The following is an 18,498-nucleotide window of genomic DNA, read 5'->3' as shown; positions in this document are numbered from 1 at the left end:
CAGCGCTCCGGCAAGCGGAACTCCTTAGCGCCTCTGCGTCCTTTGCGTTCTCTGCGCGAAACCTGGAAACTTCCCGGCCTTGCGCAAGGTCCGCTGGGCCCCGGCCTGCGCCGGGGTGACGGCCCGGTAAAGCCCCGCTCAGGCTGAGCCTGTCGAAGCCGGGGTTCCGGGAAAAGGATTCACGCAAAGGCGCGAAAAGAAGGAAGGCGCAAAGGGTTCAGACCGCCGCAGGCGCTTGTCAATATTCCGGGCCTCCAAGCCAACCGCAGAAGGACCAGGCAGCGCTCCGGCAAGCGCAACTCCTTAGCGCCTCTGCGTCCTTTGCGTTCTCTGCGCGAAACCTTGATACCTCCCGGCCTTGCGCAAGGTCCGCTGGGCCCCGGCCTGCGCCGGGGTGACGGCCTGGGATTCAAAACCCCGCTCAGGCTGAGCCTGTCGAAGCCGGCCACCAAAGCACAAGACTTCTTTCGTCAGGCCGGAATTGCGTAGGTCACGCTCGCCTGGGCTAGCACCACGGCCTCGCTGTCCTGCCACAGCCGCACGTCCACGGTCGCCAGCCTGCGACCCAGCTTGAGCAGGACCGCATCGGCATGGACGGCCTTGGCCTCGACCGCGCGCAGGAAGCTGAAATTGAGATTGCTCGTGACCGCCATGGCCACCGGGCCGATATGGGCCAGGATCACGGCATAGGCGGCGCGGTCGGCCAGGCCCATCTGGGTCGGACCGGACACGATCCCGCCGGGACGCAAGGCCAGGGCCGCCCTGGGCAAGGTCAGGCGCACCCGCCCCGGCTCGATCGCGTCGATCCGGGCGTGATGTTCCTCGGCAACGTCGGGAAAGGCTTTGCGGAAGAACGCTTCCAGCTCAGCCACGCTCATCACCGGAGTCACCGGTCAGTAACCCATCAGGCTCAGCACTTCCTTGCGGCTGCGGTGGTCCTCAAGAAAACAGCCCATCATCCGGCTGGTGACCATGCCCACGCCCGGCGTCTTCACGCCGCGCCCGGTCATGCAGCCGTGCTGCGCCTCGATCACCACGGCCACGCCCTGGGGGTTGAGATTGTCCCAGATGCATTGCGCCACTTCGGCGGTCAGCCGCTCCTGGATCTGCAAGCGCCGGGCGAAACCGTGCAGCACCCGCGCCAGCTTGGAAATCCCGACCACGCGGTTACGCGGCATATAGGCGATGGCGGCCTTGCCAGTGATCGGGGCCATGTGGTGTTCGCAGTGCGACTGGAACGGAATGTCCTTGAGCAGGACCAGCTCGTCATAGCCGCCCACTTCCTCGAACTGGCGCGAGAGGTGATAGGCCGGGTCCTCGTCATAACCCTGGCAATACTCCCGCCAGGCGCGCGCCACGCGTGCCGGAGTGTCGATCAGCCCTTCGCGCGCCGGATCGTCGCCCGACCAGCGGATCAGGGTGCGGATCGCGTCCTGCACGTCATCGGGAACAGGCAGCTTGGCCATGGGGCCTTCATCGCCACCATCATGAGCACAGGACATTGCTTAACCTCCTCAACCCGGTCGCCGCAGCAGCCCTCCCCGGCGGAACAAGCCGCGCCGGGCGCTGAACGGTTCGAACAGTTCCTCTGGCCGCTCGGGATCGAGCAGCGCATTGTCGGCGACCGCTTTCTCCGCATCGGTCAGCGGACGCAAGACAAAAGGATCGAGCCGCTTGCCCTGGCGCGGCGCATTTTCGATCAGGTCGATCATCGAACCATAGCGGGCCAGGTCTTCCTCCACCGCTTCGCGCAGCATCCCGGTGTGTTCCGCCAGCAGGTTGACCCGCAGCCGGTGGATCGGCGCGGCCGCGTGTTCGTTTCCGGGCCGCGCGGCGTCGATGAACAGGTCGCATTCGCTGTCCAGCCCCATCGAGCGGTTGTTCATGTTGGCCGAGCCGATCCGCAGAATCTCATCGTCTACGATCATGGTCTTGGCATGGACATAGATTGCCGTGCCCGCCGCATTGCGCGGGATGAAGATGCGGAAGCGCTGCTTGTGATCGCGCTGGGCGATGGCGTGGGACAAGCGCACCCGCGCCCCGTCCATCGCGGTCTGTTCCAGCCAGCCTTCGGCCGTGGCGGGATTGATCAGGACGATTTCCGGCGGGTCCGGCTCGGCCACCTTCTCGGCAATCGCCTCGGCCACGGCGCGCGAGGCGAAATACTGGCTCTCGGCATAGATGAAGCGCGTGGCGCGGCGGATATGCTCCACGAACAGCGCCTCGATCTCGCGCACTTCGTCCAGCCGGCCCCAGGCGGAGCGGGTGCGGGCAATGCCGACTTCGACATCGGTGAATTCCGCCTTCAGGTTTTCCGGCCAGGCGCTGTCCTGCTGCGGAGCGCAGGGGATCAGCGCCGCCCCGCCCGCCGCGACCCAGCGTTCGCGGCCCAGTTCGGCCAGGGCGCCCGCCGCCTCCCCTTCGACCAGCATCGAAAGGTCGTGCCACGGCCCGTAAAGCCGCGTGCCATAGGGATGACGACGGCGCGGATCGGCTTCCAGGTGTTCGGGCGTGTCCCAGCGGTCGCTGGTCATGTCGATCCCGCCGCAGACCGCGAACTTGTCATCGATCACGATAATCTTCTGGTGATGGCTGCACCCCAGCGGGTGGGCGGAATCGAACTTGAAATCGATCCCGCGCTTGAAGAACCAGCGGATCAGGTCAAGGATCATCGAGCCGCGGAAAATGAACTTCAGCGCGCCGAAATTCCACTTCAGCACCCGCACTTGCAGGCCCTTGTTGCGTTTGACCAGCCAGACCACGAAGGCCCCCAGGCGCGCAGGCTGCACGTCCTTGTCCGGCAGGTTGTAGAACTTGCGTCCCGGCCCCAGCCGGACCCGCGTGTCGAAATCCCAGCCGATCATGTGGATGCGTTGCCGCGCGCGCAGCATGGCCTGTTGCATCAGCTCGAAGTAAGCGGCGGCATCGACCACCACGTGCGCCCGCGTGGCGCGGGCAAAGCGCCACACCGATTGCGGCTGCGTCGTGGCAGGTGGCGCGCTTTCCATGGCCTTCAACTTAGGGCGCGCATGCCCATGCTACAACAAGCAAACACCGCTTTGAATTAATGTTTTACGCGGGAGAACCAGTTGCGGCGCGGTGCGTTTCAGCCCGATGGACCATTTGCAAAGTACTGATCGCCGCCCCCTCCTAGAAGCCAGCTATGTCCTGCCAATTGCCGCATCCACGCCGCAGCTGCGCGAACTGACCGGCTATTTACGGCGGTTGTCGCGGCAAGTGGATGAAGTCATCGTTGTCGATGGCTCCCCGCCCGAAGTATTCCAGGCCCATGCAGCGCTGTGGGGCAGCCAGGTGCGGCACATGGCTCCGCAATTTAGCACCACCAACGGCAAGGTCGCCGGAGTGCTGACCGGAGTTCACGCCGCCCGCCATGACCGCGTGGTGATCGCCGACGACGACGTTCGTTACCGCGCGGCGGAGCTGGGCCGGATGCTCGACCTGCTCGACCGGCATGACGTGGTGCGGCCGCAGAACCACTTCCATCCCCTGCCCTGGCACGCCCGCTGGGACACGGCGCGCAGCCTCTATAACCGCCTCGGCGATGGTGACTGGCCCGGAACGCTGGGCGTGCGCCGCAATGTCCTGATCCAGGCCGGAGGCTATTCGGGCGATGTCCTGTTCGAGAACCTGGAGATGGTCCGCACGGTCCAGGCAGCCGGGGGCGAAGAAGCGCTGGCGCTGGACCTGTTCGTCACCCGCCGTCCGCCGGAAACGAAGCATTTCCGCTCGCAGCGGGTGCGCCAGGCCTATGATGAATGGGCCCGCCCGGGCCGCCTCGCCGCGCAACTGGCGATCCTGCCGCTGGCGGCGTTGCTGGCCCGGCGCAAGGGTCTGGCGGGCCTTGCCGGAGCGGCCGCCGTCGCAGTCCTGGCCGCCGAAGCGGGACGCCGGAAAGCAGGCGGAGCAAAGGTCTTTCCCGCCAGCAGTGCCCTATGGGGTCCGGCCTGGCTGGCCGAACGGGGCGTCACCGCATGGCTCGCCCTGGGTACCCGGGTGTTTCAGGGCGGCGTGATCTATCGCCAGGGCCGCCTGAAAAGCGCCGCCACCCCGCTTGCCACCCTGCGCCGCGAAGTCCCACTGAAGCAGCCGCTCAGGCCGCCGCTTGATCGATCCGGTAGTGGATCGGCTTGAAGCTCCCGCCGTTCGAATCGTAGGCCGAACAGGCGGTCAGGCCGACCACCAGGTCGATCAGCGCGCGCAAGGCGATGCTGTCGCCCGCCTTGCTGACCGGCGGAAGGACCCGCACCTTCCCGCTCTCGCCATCCACCGGCACGTTCATGAACAGGTTGAAGGCGGTGGGGATCTGGTGCTCCTCCACGCCATAGGGTGCCAGGGCCTCGACCAGATTGCCCATGCAGCCGCGGTGAACCGGCTTGGTGGGATAGAAGTCGCGGAAGGTCGCCTCGCTGCACGGGGTCAGCAGGAAGTCATGCTGCCCCACGCTGTCCGCCACGATCTCCAGCATCGGGCGCGAGCGGTTGGACCAGATGCGGTTTCCCTGCGTCAGGCGGATCGTCTCTTCGTAATCAAACGTCCGCCCGTTGGAGAGCACTTCGCGCATGTCCCGCGCCGCGAAGGCCACCAGGTCGCTGACCTGCTCGCCCTCGGGATCGATCACGGTCAGAAGCTCGCCCGCCCTGAGCCGAAAGGCCGTGCCCGAACGCGGCGCTATCTCGACAATGCCGCTCATGCGCGTTGGTCCCTGAAGGGGCAGCGCCATTCCGGGCCGACCAGTCGCCCGCTATATTGCCGCGCCTCGCTCACTTCGCCAAAGCGGGCGAGCATCGGATTCGGCGCACCGGCCAGATCGCAATCGCGCGCAACGATCCGCTGCCGCATCTTTTCATAGCGCCCTTCCTCGCGCAGCTTTTCAAACTGGTCGTGCAGGTTGAACACCATCGTCGGCGCCGGAAAGCGGCGCGCCGGGCGTGAGGCATGGGGGTGCAGCCCGATCACGAAGAATGCCTCTCCGCCAAAGCTGAGCGAGAAATGCGGATCGTCCGGATCGGCGCTGACCCGCGCGTCATAGGGCAGGCCCAGCCAGTGGTCCTTGTCGGCAAAGGACTGGATGCGCTTCCACATCGCGCGCTCGAACGCGGGTTCGTCCAGGTCGAGCGGGCCTTCGAACACGACGGCCAGACTGCGCAGGCCGCCGGGTTCAAGCGCATAGTCCGCCGCCCAGGCGAGCAGTTCGCGGTGCACACGCAGGTCATCCCAGGTGCTGGTCAGCGAGTGGCAGGCCAGAACCTTGAGCGTCCCGCGCGCCAGGGCGGACTTTGCGCCCAGGCAGGGAAAGCTGCTTTCCGCAATGCGGCCAAGCAGGCCTTGTTCCAGTTGGGCGGTATCGGGAGAAAGCAGCATCGCGGGGCCTCTGATCTTCCAGAGCGCAAGGCATTGCCGCAGGAAACCGCACGGCAAAACGTCAGCGCAGGCTGGTCAGCGCAGGCTGGATTGCACCCCCGTGGAACCTAACGCCCTGCGGCGGTTCAGGTTCCTTCTGGGCCGCCCGATGCAAGGCCCGAAACGCAAAAGGGCCTTCCTTGCGGAAGACCCCTTTGGGAAAATGGCGCGCCCGGAACGATTCGAACGTCCGACCCTCAGATTCGTAGTCTGATGCTCTATCCAGCTGAGCTACGGGCGCGTTGGAGAGGCGCTAATAGGGGCGACATTCCGGCTTGGCAAGCGACTAATTTGACCTTTTTTCACGAGCCAGCAGAGCCTGTGCCAAAGGCACGTCGAGCGGCGGCATATCCAGCGAAAGAACGGCCTCCGGCGCGAACCAGGCGATCTCCTCCCCGTCCAGGCAAGCCGGCTCGCCAGTCCAGTCGCGGCAAGTGTAAAGCAGGATGACATGCGGCTGATCGGGCGAAGTCGCGAAAGTCAGCGGCTCCAGCACGGCCGGGTTCAGCGCGATTCCCAGCTCTTCGCAAATTTCCCGGCAAAGCGATTCGCCAAGCGTTTCATCGACTTCGACCTTGCCGCCCGGAAACTCCCACAAACCGCCATGTTCCGCCCCCCGGCGGCGGCGCTGCATCAGCACCTGCCCCGCATCGTCAAGCAGCGCGACGGCCACGACGAGCACGACTGTCGGGATTTTTTTCATTCCTATCCGCTCCTTAAACGAATCCTTAGGGACGATCGGCCTATGCGCTGACCGTTCCACCAGAGGGCGGGAAATCACACGCATGAAGACCTTTATCGCAATTCTCAAGGATGACCGCGGTGCCACCGCGGTCGAGATGGGTCTGCTTTGCGCGCTGATCGTCCTTGCCCTGCTTGGAGCGCTGAACGGATTCGCCGGCGAAGCCATCAACATGTGGGATACCATCGCCGACAAGACCCGCGAAGCAACAAACCCCGGCAATTAAATAAATATCAAGGAATTGGACCTAGCCCTGAAAACGCTCGATCCGGGTGACAGGGAAAGAGCCGGGAAAAATGACTGCTAACAGGAGACTGACCATGAAGTTCATCAACAAGCTGTTCCGCGACGAAGCTGGTGCGACCGCTATCGAATACGGTCTGATTGCCGCTCTGATCGCCGTTGCCGCAATCGGCGCCCTGCAGGGCCTGGGTGGCGAACTGCAGACCACCTTCAACAGCGCACAGGGCGCTATGCAGACCGCCAACTCGAGCGCTCCGGCGGCCTAAGGCTGGCAAGCTCTTACAGACAAGGGCGGCGGGGAAACCTGCCGCCCTTTTCTTATGCGCGCGGGAGACGCGTGGCTCAGTACGTGACCAGCTTCACCCGCTGTCCCGCCACGATCCGCGAATTGGCGTTGAGGCCATTGAGCACCAGGAACCGGTCCAGCGGCGCGTCGGTATAGGCCATGCGCGACGCCAGCGACTGAACCGTATCGCCGCTGCGCGCGGTCACCACGGTCAGCTTGCGCGGACGAATCGAGCCTGCCTCGCTCGCGCTGATCCGGCGCATCGAGCCGAACATCGAATCGAACACGCCCGAACTCCCCGCCTGGGTCAGCGTCATGAAGTGGAACGCCTTGTTCGCATCCATCTGATAGGCAAACACGGTAACGTCGATCGCCCCGCTGCTTTGCGCGACGCGCGCGACCGAGAAGGCGGCCGGAATGCCGTTCACCGTGGTCCGCTGCACCGCCGCCGGGGTCAGCTGGACCTGGTTGTCCTTGGCAATCCCGGCAAAGACCGAGCGGACATAGGTATCAAGATCGCCATTGAACTGGGCGATGGTGAATTGCCCCTTGCCGGTCTGGCCACTGATCGAAACCGCGCGGGTGCCATTGACCAGGAAGAAGCCCTGCGGCGCCTGGAAGGCGAATCGCTCGACCGGATGGGTGAAAGTCCGCCCCTCGACAATCCCTTCCTTCGGATCGTCACCATAGATCAGCCCGCTGACATTATTCAGGAACACGTCGCGGTTCAGCACGCCCCCCGGATTGGCTCCGGCCAGGCGCAGCGCCGTCGAGACGCGCGACGCGGGATCGGGGTGAGTCGAGGCCCATTCCGGCACGCGATTCTCTTGCGCGCCCAGCAGCCGCACCGACAGCGCGTTTTGCGCGGCCAGACTGGCCAGCACGGTGGACATGGCGCGCGGATCGTAACCGGCCCGGCGCAGGTATTCGATCCCCAGCCGGTCCGCCTCGTTCTCCTGCGTGCGCGAGAACTTGAGCGTGAGCAGCTGCGACCCCTGCATGAAGCCCTGTTGCAGCAATTGGCCGACCTGGCTGTTGCCCAGGAACACGCCCGAAAGGACCGCACCGAGCACGCCGATGATCTGGTTCTTCATCGCGTTCGACTGGCGCTTGGCCGAGTGGCGGGCCGCGACGTGGCCGACTTCGTGACCCAGCACCCCGGCCAGTTCCGCCTCGTTGTTCATCAGCGCAACCAATTGGCGGGTGGTGTAGACATAGCCGCCCGGAATGGCGAAGGCATTGTCCACGGACGAGTTCAGCAAGGTGACGGTAAAGTCGCTCTGCGCGTTGGACAGGCCCGACTGGACCGAAATCTTCTTGCCCACTGAGGCGACATAATTCGCCTGCGGCCCCTGAACCGCACCGCCGAATTCGGCGAGCAGCTGCGGGTGATATTTCGCCCCTTCCTGCTTTTCCTGCGTGCTGATCGCCTGGACCGCGCCGGTCGATCCCTGAGCGCTCGCGGTCGAGCCAGAGGTACCGGCGGCGCAGGCCGGCAGGGCCAGGGCCGCGCCCATCAGCAGGGTTGCCGCGCGCTTGGCGGGGAAGGAACTGGCGGGCATGGCGGACTATCCTTTCAGCAATTTCCGACGTTTAACGGTTATACACCGTTGAAACGCATGGAAACCCCCGAAGGTTCCGCTCTGCTCAGTTCTCGCCGATGCGCAGGAAGCGCTCTTCGCGCTTGGCCCGCAGCTTTTCCGGAGAGAGCTTGCCCAGTTCGTCCAGCTCTTCGCCGATGGCCTTGGACAGTCCCTGCGCAGTCAGGGCCGGATCGCGGTGCGCGCCGCCGATCGGTTCCTTCACGATCCGGTCGATGACGCCCAGCGCCAGCAGATCCTGCGCCGTAACCTTCATCGCCTCGGCTGCATCGGCGGCCTTTTCGGCCGTGCGCCACAGGATCGAGGCGCAGCCTTCCGGGCTGATGACGGAATAGACCGCGTGTTCCAGCATCAGGACGCGTTCGGCGCTGGCCAGCGCGACTGCGCCGCCCGAACCGCCCTCGCCCACGATCACCGCGACCATCGGCACCGGCAGGCCCAGGCAGGCCTCGGTCGAGCGGGCAATGGCCTCGGCCTGGCCGCGCTCTTCCGCCTCGACGCCCGGAAAGGCCCCGGACGTATCGACCAGCGTGACGACCGGCAGGCCAAACCGCCCGGCCAGGTCCATCAGGCGGATCGCCTTGCGATAGCCTTCGGGCTTGCCCATGCCGAAGTTGTGCTTGATGCGGGTCTGCGTGTCGTGGCCCTTTTCGTGGCCGATCAGCATGACGCGGCGGTCACCCAGCTTGGCAAAGCCGCCGATGATCGCCTGGTCGTCGCCGAAATAGCGGTCTCCGCCCAGCGGCATGAAATCGGTGAAGCACTGCGCAACATAGTCGACGAAGTGCGGGCGCATCGGATGGCGCGCAACCTGCGTCTTCTGCCACGGGGTCAGCGCCTTGTAGGTCGCGGCCAGCAGGTCCGCGCTTTTCATTTCCAGGCGGCGGATTTCGGCGGCGATATCGACGTCACCTTCGGCAGCGGTCTGGCGCAGCTCGGCAATCCGGGCTTCCAGCGCTGCAACGGGCTTTTCGAACTCAAGGTAGGAAATCATGCTGTTCGCGCTAGCCCCCCTTCCCGCGCTCGGCAAGAGCCAAGCGGGCCACTATCCCTAGCTCGCTTGGCGCGAAAGCGGGTGCCGCGCATTGACCAGGGCCACCAGCCGCGCCGAATCGACATGGGTATAGATCTGCGTGGTGGCGATATCGGCATGGCCCAGCAGGGTCTGCAACACGCGCAGATCGGCCCCGCCCTCCAGCAAGTGCGTGGCAAAGGCATGGCGCAGGACGTGCGGACTGACCTTTTCCGGATCGATCCCGGCCCGGGCGGCGAGCGCGCGGAGCAGCTGGAACAGGCGGATGCGGGTCAGGTGGCCTTGGCGGCTGGTGGAGGGAAACAGGGCCTTGCCCGCATCGCCGCGCAGGGCCAGCCAGCGGGTCAGCGCCTTACGCGCCCGCGTGCTGACCGGCACCATGCGCTGCTGCCCGCCCTTGCCGGTCACGGTGAGGAACGGAGCGTCGCGTGGCACGGCGGAAAGCGGGAGCGACACCAGCTCCGTCGCGCGCAGGCCCGAACCATAGAGCAGTTCCAGCAGCGCCAGCATCCGCACGGCATCCGGCTTGTCGCCCGCCGCTTCTTCCTCGGCGCGGGCGAACAGGGCCTCTACCTCGGTGTGACTCAGCAGGCGCGGCAGTGGGCGGCGCGCGCGCGGGCGTGGCAGGGCGGGCGAAGGATCGTCCTTGCGCCAGCCCTCGTCCACCAGGAAGCCATAGAACTGCCGCAGCGCGGAGCATTTGCGGGCCAGGCTGCTGGGTGCCAGGCCCGACCAGGCCGCTCCAAGAGAGGCGAGTGCGGCATTGTCGGCATGAACCAGATCGCCGATCGCTTCCTCTGCTCCCTCCAGGTCGCGGCGATAGGCGGCCAGCGTATTGGCCGCCGCGCCGCGCTCTGCCGCCAGCATGGCCAGGAAGGTTTCTACCGCGTCGGTAATCGTCAGCCCCGCGCGACCGCTTCGGCGGCAATCATCCGCGCCTCTGCCCCCAGCCCGACGCGGTTAAGCGCGGAGACGATGTGGTAGAGGTGCAGCGGGGTCATCAGTTCCCAGCTATTGCCCTGCATCCCCACGCCCGCGAGCATGGCGACCAGCGCCTGGTTGTTCGCATCGGCGGCCTGATCGATCAGGCGCGTCCAGTTGCTCCGCCGGTTGAGGTCGACCTTCAACTTGTCGGCAAATTCCTTGGCGAGGCCAGCGTCGAGCCGGTTGAGGCCATAGAGCCCCGCCAGCAGGAAGGCGCTCTTGCGATAGTCGTCGCTGGGATCATCGTCGTAGAAGCTGTAGAGCGGCCCGGCCTCGACCGGGGCGCGCTGCGGCGCGGCCAGTGCGAGCAGGGCCCAGGCCTGCGAACCCGCTTCGGCCTGCGCCGTCCAGAGCAGGGCATTGCGGTCCAGCCCCGCCGCCAGCATCGAGGCGATGAGTTCCGGCGCGTCGTCCGCGAAATCCTCCGATACCGGCATGCGCGCGGCGGCATAGGCGGTCAGCACCTGGCGGGAGTAACGCGCCTCTGCATCGGGCGCGCCGTCCCACAGCTTGCGGATAGCGGCCATCCGTTCCGACGGCGTTTCGCCGACGTAGGCCGTGCGCAGCGTCTCTGCCATGGTGGCGAGATCGCCCTCGATGTCCGGCTGGGCATAGATCTGGCTGTAGAGATCGACCATGGCCGCACTCGACAGGATGCCCTGCCCAGCCGCCTTGTCCCCCGCCAGGGCGCGCGATTGCAGCGAGAGCATCGGCGCCGTGGCATTGACCAGGGTATAGCGGCGCGCTGCATCCTTCATCAGCTTTTCCGGCGGTTCCAGCCCGACGGCGATGGACAGGGCATAACGCCACGGGGTCATCCCCTCGACATCGTCCCATTCCACCTTGACCGCGCGGCGCACCTTGCCTGCGGCCCCGGCGTACTTCATCGCAAGCAGGCCGTCGGTCCGCTTCCACCCATTGGGGCCGATCAGGCGGTCAAGCTGGGCCATGCCCGCAGCGCCATCGCCCTGGAACGAGGCGCAGATCGCCCGCAGCACGCGCCAGTCCACGTCCTTGCGTGCCCCGCCCTGCACCGCCAGCATCGGACAGGCCCCGGTAATGTCGCCGGTAAAGGCATAGGCATCCAGCGCCGCATCGGTCAGCTTGGGGGTATAGTTGGCCGCATCGACGTCCTGCACGACCGAGCGGGCCAGCGGCCCTTCGCCCATGCGGATCAGCAGGCTGGCGCGCTGTCCGGCAAAGTCGGCGGGGTTCATGCCCTGCGGCGCATCCAGCCGCGAAACCAGCGCGCGGCGCAGCAGGATATGCCCCCAGCGCGAGACCAGCCGCCCCTTGTTCCCATCCAGCAAGCGCCCGACCAGCCGCGCGTCCTGTCCGCCCAGCGATCCGGGCGAGAAGCCGCCCTCGCCCGCGCCCAGCACGCCGACCTGGCTCATCGAACGGCGCGCAGCGGGCGGAATGTCGAACTTGGGCTTGAGCCCCAGCAGCTCGTCGAGCTCCTCCGGCGACATCGCCTCGATCTCTTTCAGCGTCGGAATGCGCTGGCCATTGGGAAGCGTACGCGGCGCAGCGGTCCTCGTGGCAGTGCCCTCGCTCGGCAGGGGCTGGATCACCGGAGTGGAGCCGGGCTGCGGTTGCGGCTGGGCTGCGGGCCGCGCGGCCTTGGGCCGTTCAAAGCCCGGCGGCAGCAGCGATTCGGGCGAATCCTGCGCCATGACCAGGGCCGAGGACAGCGCCACGGCGGCCCCGGCGGTGATCAGCAGCAGGCGCTTCACCGGGCGACTCCCGGCAGGGTCGCAGGCGCGATCTGCGGCGAAACCGGACGCTCGCCGCCATCGCTCCACGCCCAGACAAGGACAGCGGCAACGATCAGCACGACAGCGAAACCCAACACCGACTTGCGCCCACTTATTGCCACGCGCCACTTCTCCATGTTCGGAAACTTGCACTGCCGGTTAGCCTATCTATAGGCGGGGCCGCAATGGAACATGACGAATCCACGCTTTCGCCCGCTGAAATAGAGGCACTGGTCCAGCGGATCGACCGTCCGGTCGTGCTGGTCGGCCTGATGGGCGTGGGCAAATCGAGCATCGGGCGCAAGCTGGCGAGCCTGCTGCACGTGCCCTTCGTCGATGCCGACGACGAGATCGAGCGCGCCGCGCAGATGTCGATTTCCGAAATCTTCGCCCAGTTCGGCGAACCCTATTTCCGCGACGGGGAACGCCGCGTCATTGCCCGCCTGATCGACGGCCCCGGCACGCGCTGCGTGATCGCCACGGGCGGCGGCGCCTTCGTCAACGACGAAACCCGCGCCCTGATCCTCGACAAGGCGATTGCCGTCTGGCTCGACAGCGAGATCGACGTGCTGGTCGACCGCGTCGGGCGGAAAGACACGCGCCCCCTGCTGAAGGATGGCGACCCGCGCGAAATCCTCACCCGGCTGAAGGCAGAGCGCGAACCGGCCTATGCCCAGGCGCCGATCCGGGTGATGAGCTCCACCGGCCCGCAAAGCCGCACCGTGGCGCGCGTGCTGAAAGGAATTGCCGAATGGCTGTGATCCCCGTCGACATTGCCGGCGCTCCCTATGAAGTGCGGATCGGCACGGGCCTGCTCGCCAGCCTGGCCGAGCAATGCAGCGGCCGCCTGCGCAAGCGCCGGGTGCCGGTGATTACGGACGCCCAGGTCCACAAGGCCTGGGGCGGCGTGGTCGAACAGGCCCTGCACGAAGGCGGGCACGAGGCGGTCTGGCGCATCCTTCCCCCCGGCGAAGCGAGCAAGAACTGGGAGCAGCTTGCCGCCACGGTCGATTGGCTGCTAGCCGAGGAAGTGGAGCGCGGCGACCACGTTCTGGCGCTCGGCGGCGGCGTCATTGGCGACCTCACCGGCTTTGCCGCCGCGATCCTGAAGCGCGGCTGCAAGTTCATCCAGCTTCCCACCACCCTGCTCGCCCAGGTCGATTCCAGCGTGGGCGGCAAGACCGCGATCAACACGCCCGCCGGCAAGAACCTGGTCGGCGCGTTCCATCAGCCCTCGCTGGTCCTGGCCGACCTCGCGGCTCTGGACACCCTGCCAGAGCGCGAACTGAAAGCCGGTTACGCCGAAGTCGTGAAATACGGCCTGCTGGGCGACGCGGACTTCTTCGCCTGGTGCCAGGCCCACGGCGCGGCCATGCTGGCCGGGGACGCGGCCCTGCGCGAATATGCCGTGGCTCACTCGGTCGCGGCCAAGGCGCGGATCGTCAAGGAAGACGAGAAGGAAACCCTGGGCCTGCGCGCCTTGCTCAACCTGGGCCATACCTTCGGTCACGCGCTGGAGGCGCAGACCGGATTTTCCAGCCGCCTGCTTCACGGCGAAGGGGTCGCGCTGGGCATGGTCCTCGCCGCCCGCTTCTCCGCCCGCCGCGGCCTGATGACGCAGGACAGCGCGGAATGCATCGCGCGCCATTTCGCAGAAGTCGGCATGGCGAGCGAGATTTCTGCGCTGGGCCTCAACTGCAACGGTCAGGCGCTGGTCCAGCACATGCTGCACGACAAGAAGATGGACGCCGGCACCCTGCCGTTCGTGCTGTTGAAGAGCATCGGCGAGGCTTTCCTGGCCAAGGACGTCGATCTGGCCGAAGTGGCGCGGTTCCTGGACGGGGAACTGGCGGGGTAAATACTTCCAAGCCGTTCGCCCTGAGGAGCCTTGAAGCTGCAAGCTGAAAGGCGTCTCGAAGGGCCGCGTGCTGTGCTTCGAGACGGTCCCTCAATCTTCGATTTCGGAACCTCCTCAGCACGAACGGAGGTTTGGTTTGCGGGCGAAGTCATTGCGAGCGCAGCGAAGCAATCCAGGGCGTCCCAAGCGACCCTCACCTCCCACTTCCCGTCATCCTGAACTTGTTTCAGGATCCATCGGGCAGTTTGCGCCGAAGCCTCGACCGGCACACGACCGCGCGGTCGCGCCTTCCACGAAACATTCGGCTAAACCGAGGAATGGACCCTGAAACAAGTTCAGGGTGACGGTGCTTGGCGGGGAAGGTCGGAACCGATCCCATCCCGTACTGTTCCTTTGCCACCCCAGCCAAAGGAACCCGTCATGCCCGCCAAGTCCAAGGCCCAGCAGAAAGCCGCCGGAGCCGCCCTGTCCGCCAAGCGCGGCGAAACGCCCAAGAGCAAGTTGCGCGGGGCCTCCAGACAAATGGAAGCCTCGATGAGCGAGGACGAACTGGAAGACTTCGCCTCGACCAAGCGCAAGGGCAAGCCGGAGCACGTGCGCAAGAGCGACTAGCGCTACGTCCTACACCAATCAATCCCGTCACCCCGGCGCAGGCCGGGGCCCAGCCCTCAAATAGAAAGCGGTGCCGCGAAGCGGCGGCATCTTGTTTTGTACTGGGTCCCGGCTTGCGCCGGGATGACGGAGGATATACCGAATTTTCCTACTCTGCCGCAATCTGACATCGTCGGCAGGATGAAACCCGTGCACCTTTCCCATGCCGCAACAGCGCGCCTAAGCGGCAACTTTTTCCTTTTCCCACGCGCGCACATGTCCCGCCTGACGCAGGAACTTCGCCTTCCCTGCGGCTTTGCGCCTGTTGGAAGAAGTGAACAGGGTGTCAACTGTGTCAACTTGCCAGCGCGGGACCATGCCGCTAGCCCGTTGCAAACGAAACTATTGCGGGGACTGCCATGACTGCTGCCGAAGCCACGCCGGAGCTGGAAGCCCCGCCGCACGACCGGGCCTTCCTGGGCCACCCCAAGGGCCTTGGCTACCTCGCCTTCGTCGAAGGGTGCGAACGGTTTTCCTATTACTCCATGCAGACCCTGCTGGTGCTCTACATGGTCAAGTACCTGCTGCTGCCGGAAAACATCGGCAATGTGCTCGGCCTGCAATGGCTTCAAGCCGTCGCTTATGACGGCAAGGAAGGCCAGCCGCTCGCCTCGGCGATTTTTGGGGACTACACCAGCCTGGTCTATCTCACCCCCATCGCGGGCGGGCTGATTGCGGACCGCTGGCTGGGCCGGCGGGCGACCTTGCTGGCCGGGGCCGTGGTCATGGCCGTGGGCCATTTCCTGATGGCTTTCGAAGGGCTGTTCCTGTTCGCGCTGATCGCCCTGGTGATCGGTGTCGGCCTGTTCAAAGGCAATATCGCCAGCCAGGTGGGTGAGCTGTACGGCCCGAACGACCTGCGCCGGGCCATGGCCTTCCAGATCTTCTACATCGCGATCAACGTCAGCGTGATCGTCGCCCCGCTGATTTCCGGCACCCTGGGCGAAAAGGTCGGCTGGCATTACGGCTTTGGCGCGGCGGGCGTGGTCATGGTTGCGGGCCTGCTGCTGTACATCAAGGCCGGTCCGTGGCTCCCGGGCGAGGACCGGGCCGAGCGGGCCGCGCAGTCCTCCGACGGGGTGAACGGGGCCAGGCTGCTGGGCTTTGCCGCGCTGTCCCTGGCCGTGCTCATGCTGCTGGCGCCTGCGGTTCCGCAAATCGCTGAAATGGGCATTTCCGGGCAGGTCGGCCTGTCCGTTGCGCTGGGCCTGCTTGGCGCGGTCAGCGGGTCAGACCGCCCCCGCGTGTTCGCGCTGCTGCTGCTGATTCCGATCCTGGCACTGTCGGTCCTGACCAATCAGGAAATCTTCAACGCTTACCTCGTCTGGGCGGACGAGCATTTCCAGCTGACCTTCTTCGGCACCACCCTGCCCACCAGCTACATGATCACCATCGACGCGGCGCTCAGCTTTTCGATGCTGGCCGCAGTCGCGCTGTACTGGAAATGGCGCAGCGGCAAGGGCGGCTGGGAGCCGGACGAGATCGGCAAGATGATCATCGGTAGCCTGTTCGTGATCGCTGGCGGCCTGTGCCTCTATGCCGCCGCGCTCACCCAGGGCGCGGGCAAGATCGGCCTGGGCTGGCCGGTGCTGTTCCACCTGCTCAACTCCATCGGCTTTGCCCATATCATGCCGGTCAGCCTGGCCTTGTTCACCAAGGTCGCCCCGCGCGCGATCAACGCCACGGTGGTCGGGATCTACTACCTGGCCTTCTTCACCGCCAACAAGACGGTGGGGATCATCGGCGGTTGGTATTCGACCATGGACACGCCGACCTTCTGGCTGGTCCATGTCGGCTCCGCCTTTGCCGGTCTGGTCGGATTTGCGCTGTTCCGCGCGGTCATGGGCAAACGGCTGGCCGCATCCCCGGCATGACCGGGTGCGGCGCCTCAGCCAAAGACCGCGATGGACTGCATCCCCACGGCAACCGCCTCGCCGCGCGTGTTCCAGATCGCCATGTCCTGGCTGGAGCAGCCTTTCTCGGCATAGTTGCCTAGCGCCTGGAGCAGGAACCAGCCGTCGTCGGTCTGCGGCAGCGGGGTGAGCAGGTTGATCAGCCAGGTCATCGAACTGATCGGCACCGATCCAGTCAGCGGCATGACGCCGGGCGGCAGCGCATCGGCCAGCAGGATCAGCGCGACCATCGGGTCGAGGCCTTCGGTGTCCTTCAGGCGTTCCCACCACAGGATTTCCGGCACCTTCTCCTCGGTCCGCGGCTGGGCAAAGCGGCGCTCGAAATTGGGGGCAAAGCTGGGACCGGCGCGTTCCGGCAGCGGCACGGCCTGGTCCAGCGGCACGGTGTGGGCGGGCATCGGCACGTCATGCAGGTGCAGGCTGCTCGCCTCGACCGGGCCCATGAACACGAAAGTAGCCGTCAGCCCAACGCCGCTCTCGTTGGTTACTTCGGCGCTGATCCAGCTGGCATTGCGCCCGCGCCGCAGCACCTTGGCGCGCACTTCGACATCGCCCGAAAGCGGGCCGACAAAGTTGACCGTGGCCGAACGGAGCGGCGGCAGGTCGTCCGCAGCGCGCTGCGCCGCGATCAGGGCGAGTGCCGCGGAAAAGCCGCCATAGGCCGTGCGGCCCTGCATCCAGTCGGCGGGAACAGTGGCGGCAAATCCGCCGTCGATCGGCCGCGCGGCGGCAAGGACTTGAGGAAGGCTCATGCACTTTCCATTGACGTAAACGGAAACCGGGTCAATCCTCTCCCCATGACAAAGTTCATCGACCTGTCGATCCCGATCACGACCAAGGTGATCTCCGATCCGCCCCAGATGCTGCCGCAGATCCATTATACCGATCATGCCGAGACCTGGGCCCAGATCGCGCTGTTCTTCCCCGGCCTGACCAAGCAGGACCTGCCCGATGGCGAAGGCTGGGCGGTCGAGACGCTCACCCTCTCGACCCACAACGGCACGCACATGGATGCACCGTGGCATTACCATTCGACCACGGACAGCGGCGCGCGCCCGGCCCCGACGATTGACGAGGCTCCGCTCGACCGCTTCTTCCGCCCCGGCGTGAAACTGGATTTCAGCCACCTGCCCCACGGCCACGTGGTCACCGCTGCCGAGGTAGAGGCGGAACTGGCGCGCATCGGCCATGCGCTGCAACCGCTCGACATCGTTCTGGTCCAATCCGGGGCGATCTATGGCACGGACAACTTCACCGATCAGGGCGTTGGCCTGGGCGCGGAAGCGACATTGTGGCTGACTGAGCGGGGCGTGGAAGTGGTCGGCACCGATGCCTGGTCATGGGATGCGCCCTTCAGCCACACCGCGCGGCGCTGGTCCGAAACGCGCGATCCGGCGATCATCTGGGAAGGCCACAAGGCCGGGCGCATCCGTCCCTATTGGCAGATCGAAAAGCTCGCCAATCTGGCCGCCCTACCCTCGACAGGTTTCACGGTCAGCTGCTTTCCGGTGAAGATCGAAGGGGCGAGCGCGGGCTGGATCCGCGCGGTCGCGCTGATCGACGGCTAGGGATAGAGGTCAACCGCCACGCAGTCCGGCAGCACCGCCCCCCGCAGCAGGGTGCGGTGGCAGCAGGCCGGATCGCGTTCGTAGCAGAGCAGAGCGACCCGGCGCTGGTGCGCCAGATCGGCCAGTTCTGCCCCGGCGGCCATGGCTTCGGGCAGTTCAAGCTGCCCGGCATAGATCCGCTCCAGCTTGGGCAGGTCGAGCGCCCGGGCAGCAGCCCGGCCATCGGGCGGCGTGCCGAGCGCGCGGAAGTGGCGATAGTCGATTCCCGCTTCGGCCAGGTTCGCGGCCAGCGCGTTCTTGGCAAAGCCAGGGCGGCGGCTGGCCGCAATGGCGCGGACATCGGCTACAAGCTCCACCCCCGCCCCCTGCAAGGCGGCAAGGAAGGCGGGCATGGTGGTCTGTTCGTAACCGATGGTCCAGATCGTGGGCATGACCAAGGCG

The 18,498-nt window shown here is 66.0% G+C and carries 21 protein-coding genes and 1 tRNA gene; 8 read left to right on the top strand and 14 right to left on the bottom strand.

Translation table 11 applies throughout. The annotated features are described in order from the left end of the window. Positions 1 to 470: 470 nt before the first annotated feature. The 3 genes from ACQKOE_RS01185 to ACQKOE_RS01175 are packed head-to-tail and all read right to left on the bottom strand — an operon-like array spanning position 471 to position 3,008. Positions 471 to 878: a PaaI family thioesterase gene (locus tag ACQKOE_RS01185; RefSeq protein WP_427511198.1), complete on the bottom strand. Its 408-nt coding sequence runs from the start codon at positions 876 to 878 to the stop codon at positions 471 to 473. A 15-nt stretch (positions 879 to 893) separates the two neighbouring features. Then, positions 894 to 1,502: a GTP cyclohydrolase I FolE gene (folE, locus tag ACQKOE_RS01180; protein WP_427511197.1), complete on the bottom strand. Its 609-nt coding sequence runs from the start codon at positions 1,500 to 1,502 to the stop codon at positions 894 to 896. 12 nt (positions 1,503 to 1,514) lie between these two features. Then, positions 1,515 to 3,008 carry a phospholipase D-like domain-containing protein gene (locus ACQKOE_RS01175; RefSeq protein ID WP_427511196.1) on the bottom strand — a complete coding sequence of 498 codons (1,494 nt, stop codon included), beginning with the start codon at positions 3,006 to 3,008 and terminating at the stop codon, positions 1,515 to 1,517. A 115-nt stretch (positions 3,009 to 3,123) separates the two neighbouring features. Here ACQKOE_RS01175 and ACQKOE_RS01170 point away from each other — a divergent pair, with 115 nt between their 5' ends. Further along, positions 3,124 to 4,152, top strand: coding sequence for a glycosyltransferase (locus ACQKOE_RS01170; RefSeq protein ID WP_427511195.1), 1,029 nt, complete (start codon positions 3,124 to 3,126; stop codon positions 4,150 to 4,152). Here the strand turns inward: ACQKOE_RS01170 and ACQKOE_RS01165 are convergent. From ACQKOE_RS01165 to ACQKOE_RS01150, 4 genes are all read right to left on the bottom strand, one after another. Next, positions 4,112 to 4,711 (bottom strand): DUF1989 domain-containing protein, encoded by a 600-nt coding sequence (locus ACQKOE_RS01165; RefSeq protein ID WP_427511194.1) that lies wholly within the window; start codon positions 4,709 to 4,711, stop codon positions 4,112 to 4,114. The two genes, ACQKOE_RS01170 and ACQKOE_RS01165, sit on opposite strands and share 41 nt — an antisense overlap. Further along, positions 4,708 to 5,382, bottom strand: a complete 675-nt coding sequence (gene gntA / locus ACQKOE_RS01160; protein ID WP_427511193.1) for a guanitoxin biosynthesis heme-dependent pre-guanitoxin N-hydroxylase GntA — start codon at positions 5,380 to 5,382, stop codon at positions 4,708 to 4,710. The genes ACQKOE_RS01165 and gntA overlap by 4 nt, the downstream gene beginning before the upstream one ends. A 203-nt stretch (positions 5,383 to 5,585) precedes the next feature. Further along, a tRNA-Arg gene (locus ACQKOE_RS01155) sits at positions 5,586 to 5,662 on the bottom strand. 45 nt (positions 5,663 to 5,707) lie between these two features. Next, positions 5,708 to 6,208, bottom strand: a complete 501-nt coding sequence (locus ACQKOE_RS01150; RefSeq protein WP_427511192.1) for a (deoxy)nucleoside triphosphate pyrophosphohydrolase — start codon at positions 6,206 to 6,208, stop codon at positions 5,708 to 5,710. Here ACQKOE_RS01150 and ACQKOE_RS01145 point away from each other — a divergent pair. After that, positions 6,207 to 6,389, top strand: coding sequence for a Flp family type IVb pilin (locus tag ACQKOE_RS01145; protein ID WP_427511191.1), 183 nt, complete (start codon positions 6,207 to 6,209; stop codon positions 6,387 to 6,389). The genes ACQKOE_RS01150 and ACQKOE_RS01145 overlap by 2 nt on opposite strands. Before the next feature lie 94 nt (positions 6,390 to 6,483). Then, complete coding sequence (locus ACQKOE_RS01140) at positions 6,484 to 6,672, top strand: Flp family type IVb pilin (RefSeq protein WP_427511190.1); 189 nt, start codon at positions 6,484 to 6,486, stop codon at positions 6,670 to 6,672. 76 nt (positions 6,673 to 6,748) lie between these two features. Here the strand turns inward: ACQKOE_RS01140 and ACQKOE_RS01135 are convergent, their stop codons facing one another. The 5 genes from ACQKOE_RS01135 to ACQKOE_RS01115 all read right to left on the bottom strand — a co-directional run bounded on the left by ACQKOE_RS01135 (position 6,749) and on the right by ACQKOE_RS01115 (position 12,204). Beyond that, on the bottom strand, positions 6,749 to 8,254 hold the full coding sequence (locus tag ACQKOE_RS01135; protein WP_427511189.1) for a M48 family metalloprotease: 1,506 nt from the start codon (positions 8,252 to 8,254) through the stop codon (positions 6,749 to 6,751). A gap of 85 nt (positions 8,255 to 8,339) precedes the next feature. Beyond that, positions 8,340 to 9,287 (bottom strand): acetyl-CoA carboxylase carboxyltransferase subunit alpha, encoded by a 948-nt coding sequence (locus ACQKOE_RS01130; RefSeq protein WP_374589620.1) that lies wholly within the window; start codon positions 9,285 to 9,287, stop codon positions 8,340 to 8,342. 57 nt (positions 9,288 to 9,344) lie between these two features. Continuing rightward, entirely contained in the window at positions 9,345 to 10,229 is an 885-nt protein-coding gene (locus ACQKOE_RS01125; protein ID WP_427511936.1) for a tyrosine recombinase, read from the bottom strand. Further along, complete coding sequence (locus tag ACQKOE_RS01120) at positions 10,226 to 12,046, bottom strand: hypothetical protein (RefSeq protein ID WP_427511188.1); 1,821 nt, start codon at positions 12,044 to 12,046, stop codon at positions 10,226 to 10,228. The genes ACQKOE_RS01125 and ACQKOE_RS01120 overlap by 4 nt, the downstream gene beginning before the upstream one ends. Continuing rightward, positions 12,043 to 12,204: a hypothetical protein gene (locus tag ACQKOE_RS01115; RefSeq protein ID WP_427511187.1), complete on the bottom strand. Its 162-nt coding sequence runs from the start codon at positions 12,202 to 12,204 to the stop codon at positions 12,043 to 12,045. The genes ACQKOE_RS01120 and ACQKOE_RS01115 overlap by 4 nt, the downstream gene beginning before the upstream one ends. A gap of 48 nt (positions 12,205 to 12,252) precedes the next feature. On the opposite strand from ACQKOE_RS01115, the gene ACQKOE_RS01110 reads away from it, so the two are divergent. The 4 genes from ACQKOE_RS01110 to ACQKOE_RS01095 all read left to right on the top strand — a co-directional run bounded on the left by ACQKOE_RS01110 (position 12,253) and on the right by ACQKOE_RS01095 (position 16,450). Next, on the top strand, positions 12,253 to 12,828 hold the full coding sequence (locus ACQKOE_RS01110; protein ID WP_427511186.1) for a shikimate kinase: 576 nt from the start codon (positions 12,253 to 12,255) through the stop codon (positions 12,826 to 12,828). After that, positions 12,819 to 13,925 carry a 3-dehydroquinate synthase gene (aroB, locus tag ACQKOE_RS01105; protein ID WP_427511185.1) on the top strand — a complete coding sequence of 369 codons (1,107 nt, stop codon included), beginning with the start codon at positions 12,819 to 12,821 and terminating at the stop codon, positions 13,923 to 13,925. Before ACQKOE_RS01110 ends, aroB begins: the two co-directional genes overlap by 10 nt. A gap of 420 nt (positions 13,926 to 14,345) precedes the next feature. After that, positions 14,346 to 14,537, top strand: a complete 192-nt coding sequence (locus ACQKOE_RS01100; protein WP_374589615.1) for a DUF3008 family protein — start codon at positions 14,346 to 14,348, stop codon at positions 14,535 to 14,537. Between the two features lie 398 nt (positions 14,538 to 14,935). Continuing rightward, on the top strand, positions 14,936 to 16,450 hold the full coding sequence (locus tag ACQKOE_RS01095) for a peptide MFS transporter (RefSeq protein ID WP_427511184.1): 1,515 nt from the start codon (positions 14,936 to 14,938) through the stop codon (positions 16,448 to 16,450). Positions 16,451 to 16,464: 14 nt separating this feature from the next. Here the strand turns inward: ACQKOE_RS01095 and ACQKOE_RS01090 are convergent, their stop codons facing one another. Continuing rightward, positions 16,465 to 17,241, bottom strand: coding sequence for an acyl-CoA thioesterase (locus ACQKOE_RS01090; RefSeq protein ID WP_427511183.1), 777 nt, complete (start codon positions 17,239 to 17,241; stop codon positions 16,465 to 16,467). A gap of 45 nt (positions 17,242 to 17,286) precedes the next feature. Between ACQKOE_RS01090 and ACQKOE_RS01085 the strand changes: the two genes are divergently transcribed. Then, positions 17,287 to 18,057 carry a cyclase family protein gene (locus ACQKOE_RS01085; RefSeq protein WP_427511182.1) on the top strand — a complete coding sequence of 257 codons (771 nt, stop codon included), beginning with the start codon at positions 17,287 to 17,289 and terminating at the stop codon, positions 18,055 to 18,057. Here ACQKOE_RS01085 and ACQKOE_RS01080 read toward each other — a convergent pair. Continuing rightward, entirely contained in the window at positions 18,054 to 18,488 is a 435-nt protein-coding gene (locus ACQKOE_RS01080) for a DUF488 family protein (RefSeq protein WP_374589611.1), read from the bottom strand. The genes ACQKOE_RS01085 and ACQKOE_RS01080 overlap by 4 nt on opposite strands. Positions 18,489 to 18,498 lie beyond the last annotated feature (10 nt).

The sequence above is a fragment of the Novosphingobium sp. NPDC080210 genome (assembly GCF_050281025.1).
In the GTDB taxonomy this organism is placed as follows: Bacteria; Pseudomonadota; Alphaproteobacteria; order Sphingomonadales; family Sphingomonadaceae; genus Novosphingobium.
The sequence above is the reverse complement of the archived record's forward strand: the minus strand, read 5'-3'. Positions and strand labels throughout refer to the sequence as shown.

Bases quoted from the DNA above. Each gene is read 5' to 3' on its own strand.
- aroB (WP_427511185.1), top strand. From the start codon at position 12,819: ATGGCTGTGATCCCCGTCGACATTGCCGGCGCTCCCTATGAAGTGCGG.
- ACQKOE_RS01095 (WP_427511184.1), top strand. From the start codon at position 14,936: ATGACTGCTGCCGAAGCCACGCCGGAGCTGGAAGCCCCGCCGCACGAC.
- gntA (WP_427511193.1), bottom strand. From the start codon at position 5,382: ATGCTGCTTTCTCCCGATACCGCCCAACTGGAACAAGGCCTGCTTGGC.
- ACQKOE_RS01150 (WP_427511192.1), bottom strand. From the start codon at position 6,208: ATGCGTGTGATTTCCCGCCCTCTGGTGGAACGGTCAGCGCATAGGCCG.
- folE (WP_427511197.1), bottom strand. From the start codon at position 1,502: ATGTCCTGTGCTCATGATGGTGGCGATGAAGGCCCCATGGCCAAGCTG.
- ACQKOE_RS01145 (WP_427511191.1), top strand. From the start codon at position 6,207: ATGAAGACCTTTATCGCAATTCTCAAGGATGACCGCGGTGCCACCGCG.
- ACQKOE_RS01140 (WP_427511190.1), top strand. From the start codon at position 6,484: ATGAAGTTCATCAACAAGCTGTTCCGCGACGAAGCTGGTGCGACCGCT.
- ACQKOE_RS01090 (WP_427511183.1), bottom strand. From the start codon at position 17,241: ATGAGCCTTCCTCAAGTCCTTGCCGCCGCGCGGCCGATCGACGGCGGA.
- ACQKOE_RS01175 (WP_427511196.1), bottom strand. From the start codon at position 3,008: ATGGAAAGCGCGCCACCTGCCACGACGCAGCCGCAATCGGTGTGGCGC.
- ACQKOE_RS01115 (WP_427511187.1), bottom strand. From the start codon at position 12,204: ATGGAGAAGTGGCGCGTGGCAATAAGTGGGCGCAAGTCGGTGTTGGGT.
- ACQKOE_RS01130 (WP_374589620.1), bottom strand. From the start codon at position 9,287: ATGATTTCCTACCTTGAGTTCGAAAAGCCCGTTGCAGCGCTGGAAGCC.
- ACQKOE_RS01100 (WP_374589615.1), top strand. From the start codon at position 14,346: ATGCCCGCCAAGTCCAAGGCCCAGCAGAAAGCCGCCGGAGCCGCCCTG.
- ACQKOE_RS01085 (WP_427511182.1), top strand. From the start codon at position 17,287: ATGACAAAGTTCATCGACCTGTCGATCCCGATCACGACCAAGGTGATC.
- ACQKOE_RS01135 (WP_427511189.1), bottom strand. From the start codon at position 8,254: ATGCCCGCCAGTTCCTTCCCCGCCAAGCGCGCGGCAACCCTGCTGATG.
- ACQKOE_RS01110 (WP_427511186.1), top strand. From the start codon at position 12,253: ATGGAACATGACGAATCCACGCTTTCGCCCGCTGAAATAGAGGCACTG.
- ACQKOE_RS01165 (WP_427511194.1), bottom strand. From the start codon at position 4,711: ATGAGCGGCATTGTCGAGATAGCGCCGCGTTCGGGCACGGCCTTTCGG.
- ACQKOE_RS01185 (WP_427511198.1), bottom strand. From the start codon at position 878: ATGAGCGTGGCTGAGCTGGAAGCGTTCTTCCGCAAAGCCTTTCCCGAC.
- ACQKOE_RS01080 (WP_374589611.1), bottom strand. From the start codon at position 18,488: ATGCCCACGATCTGGACCATCGGTTACGAACAGACCACCATGCCCGCC.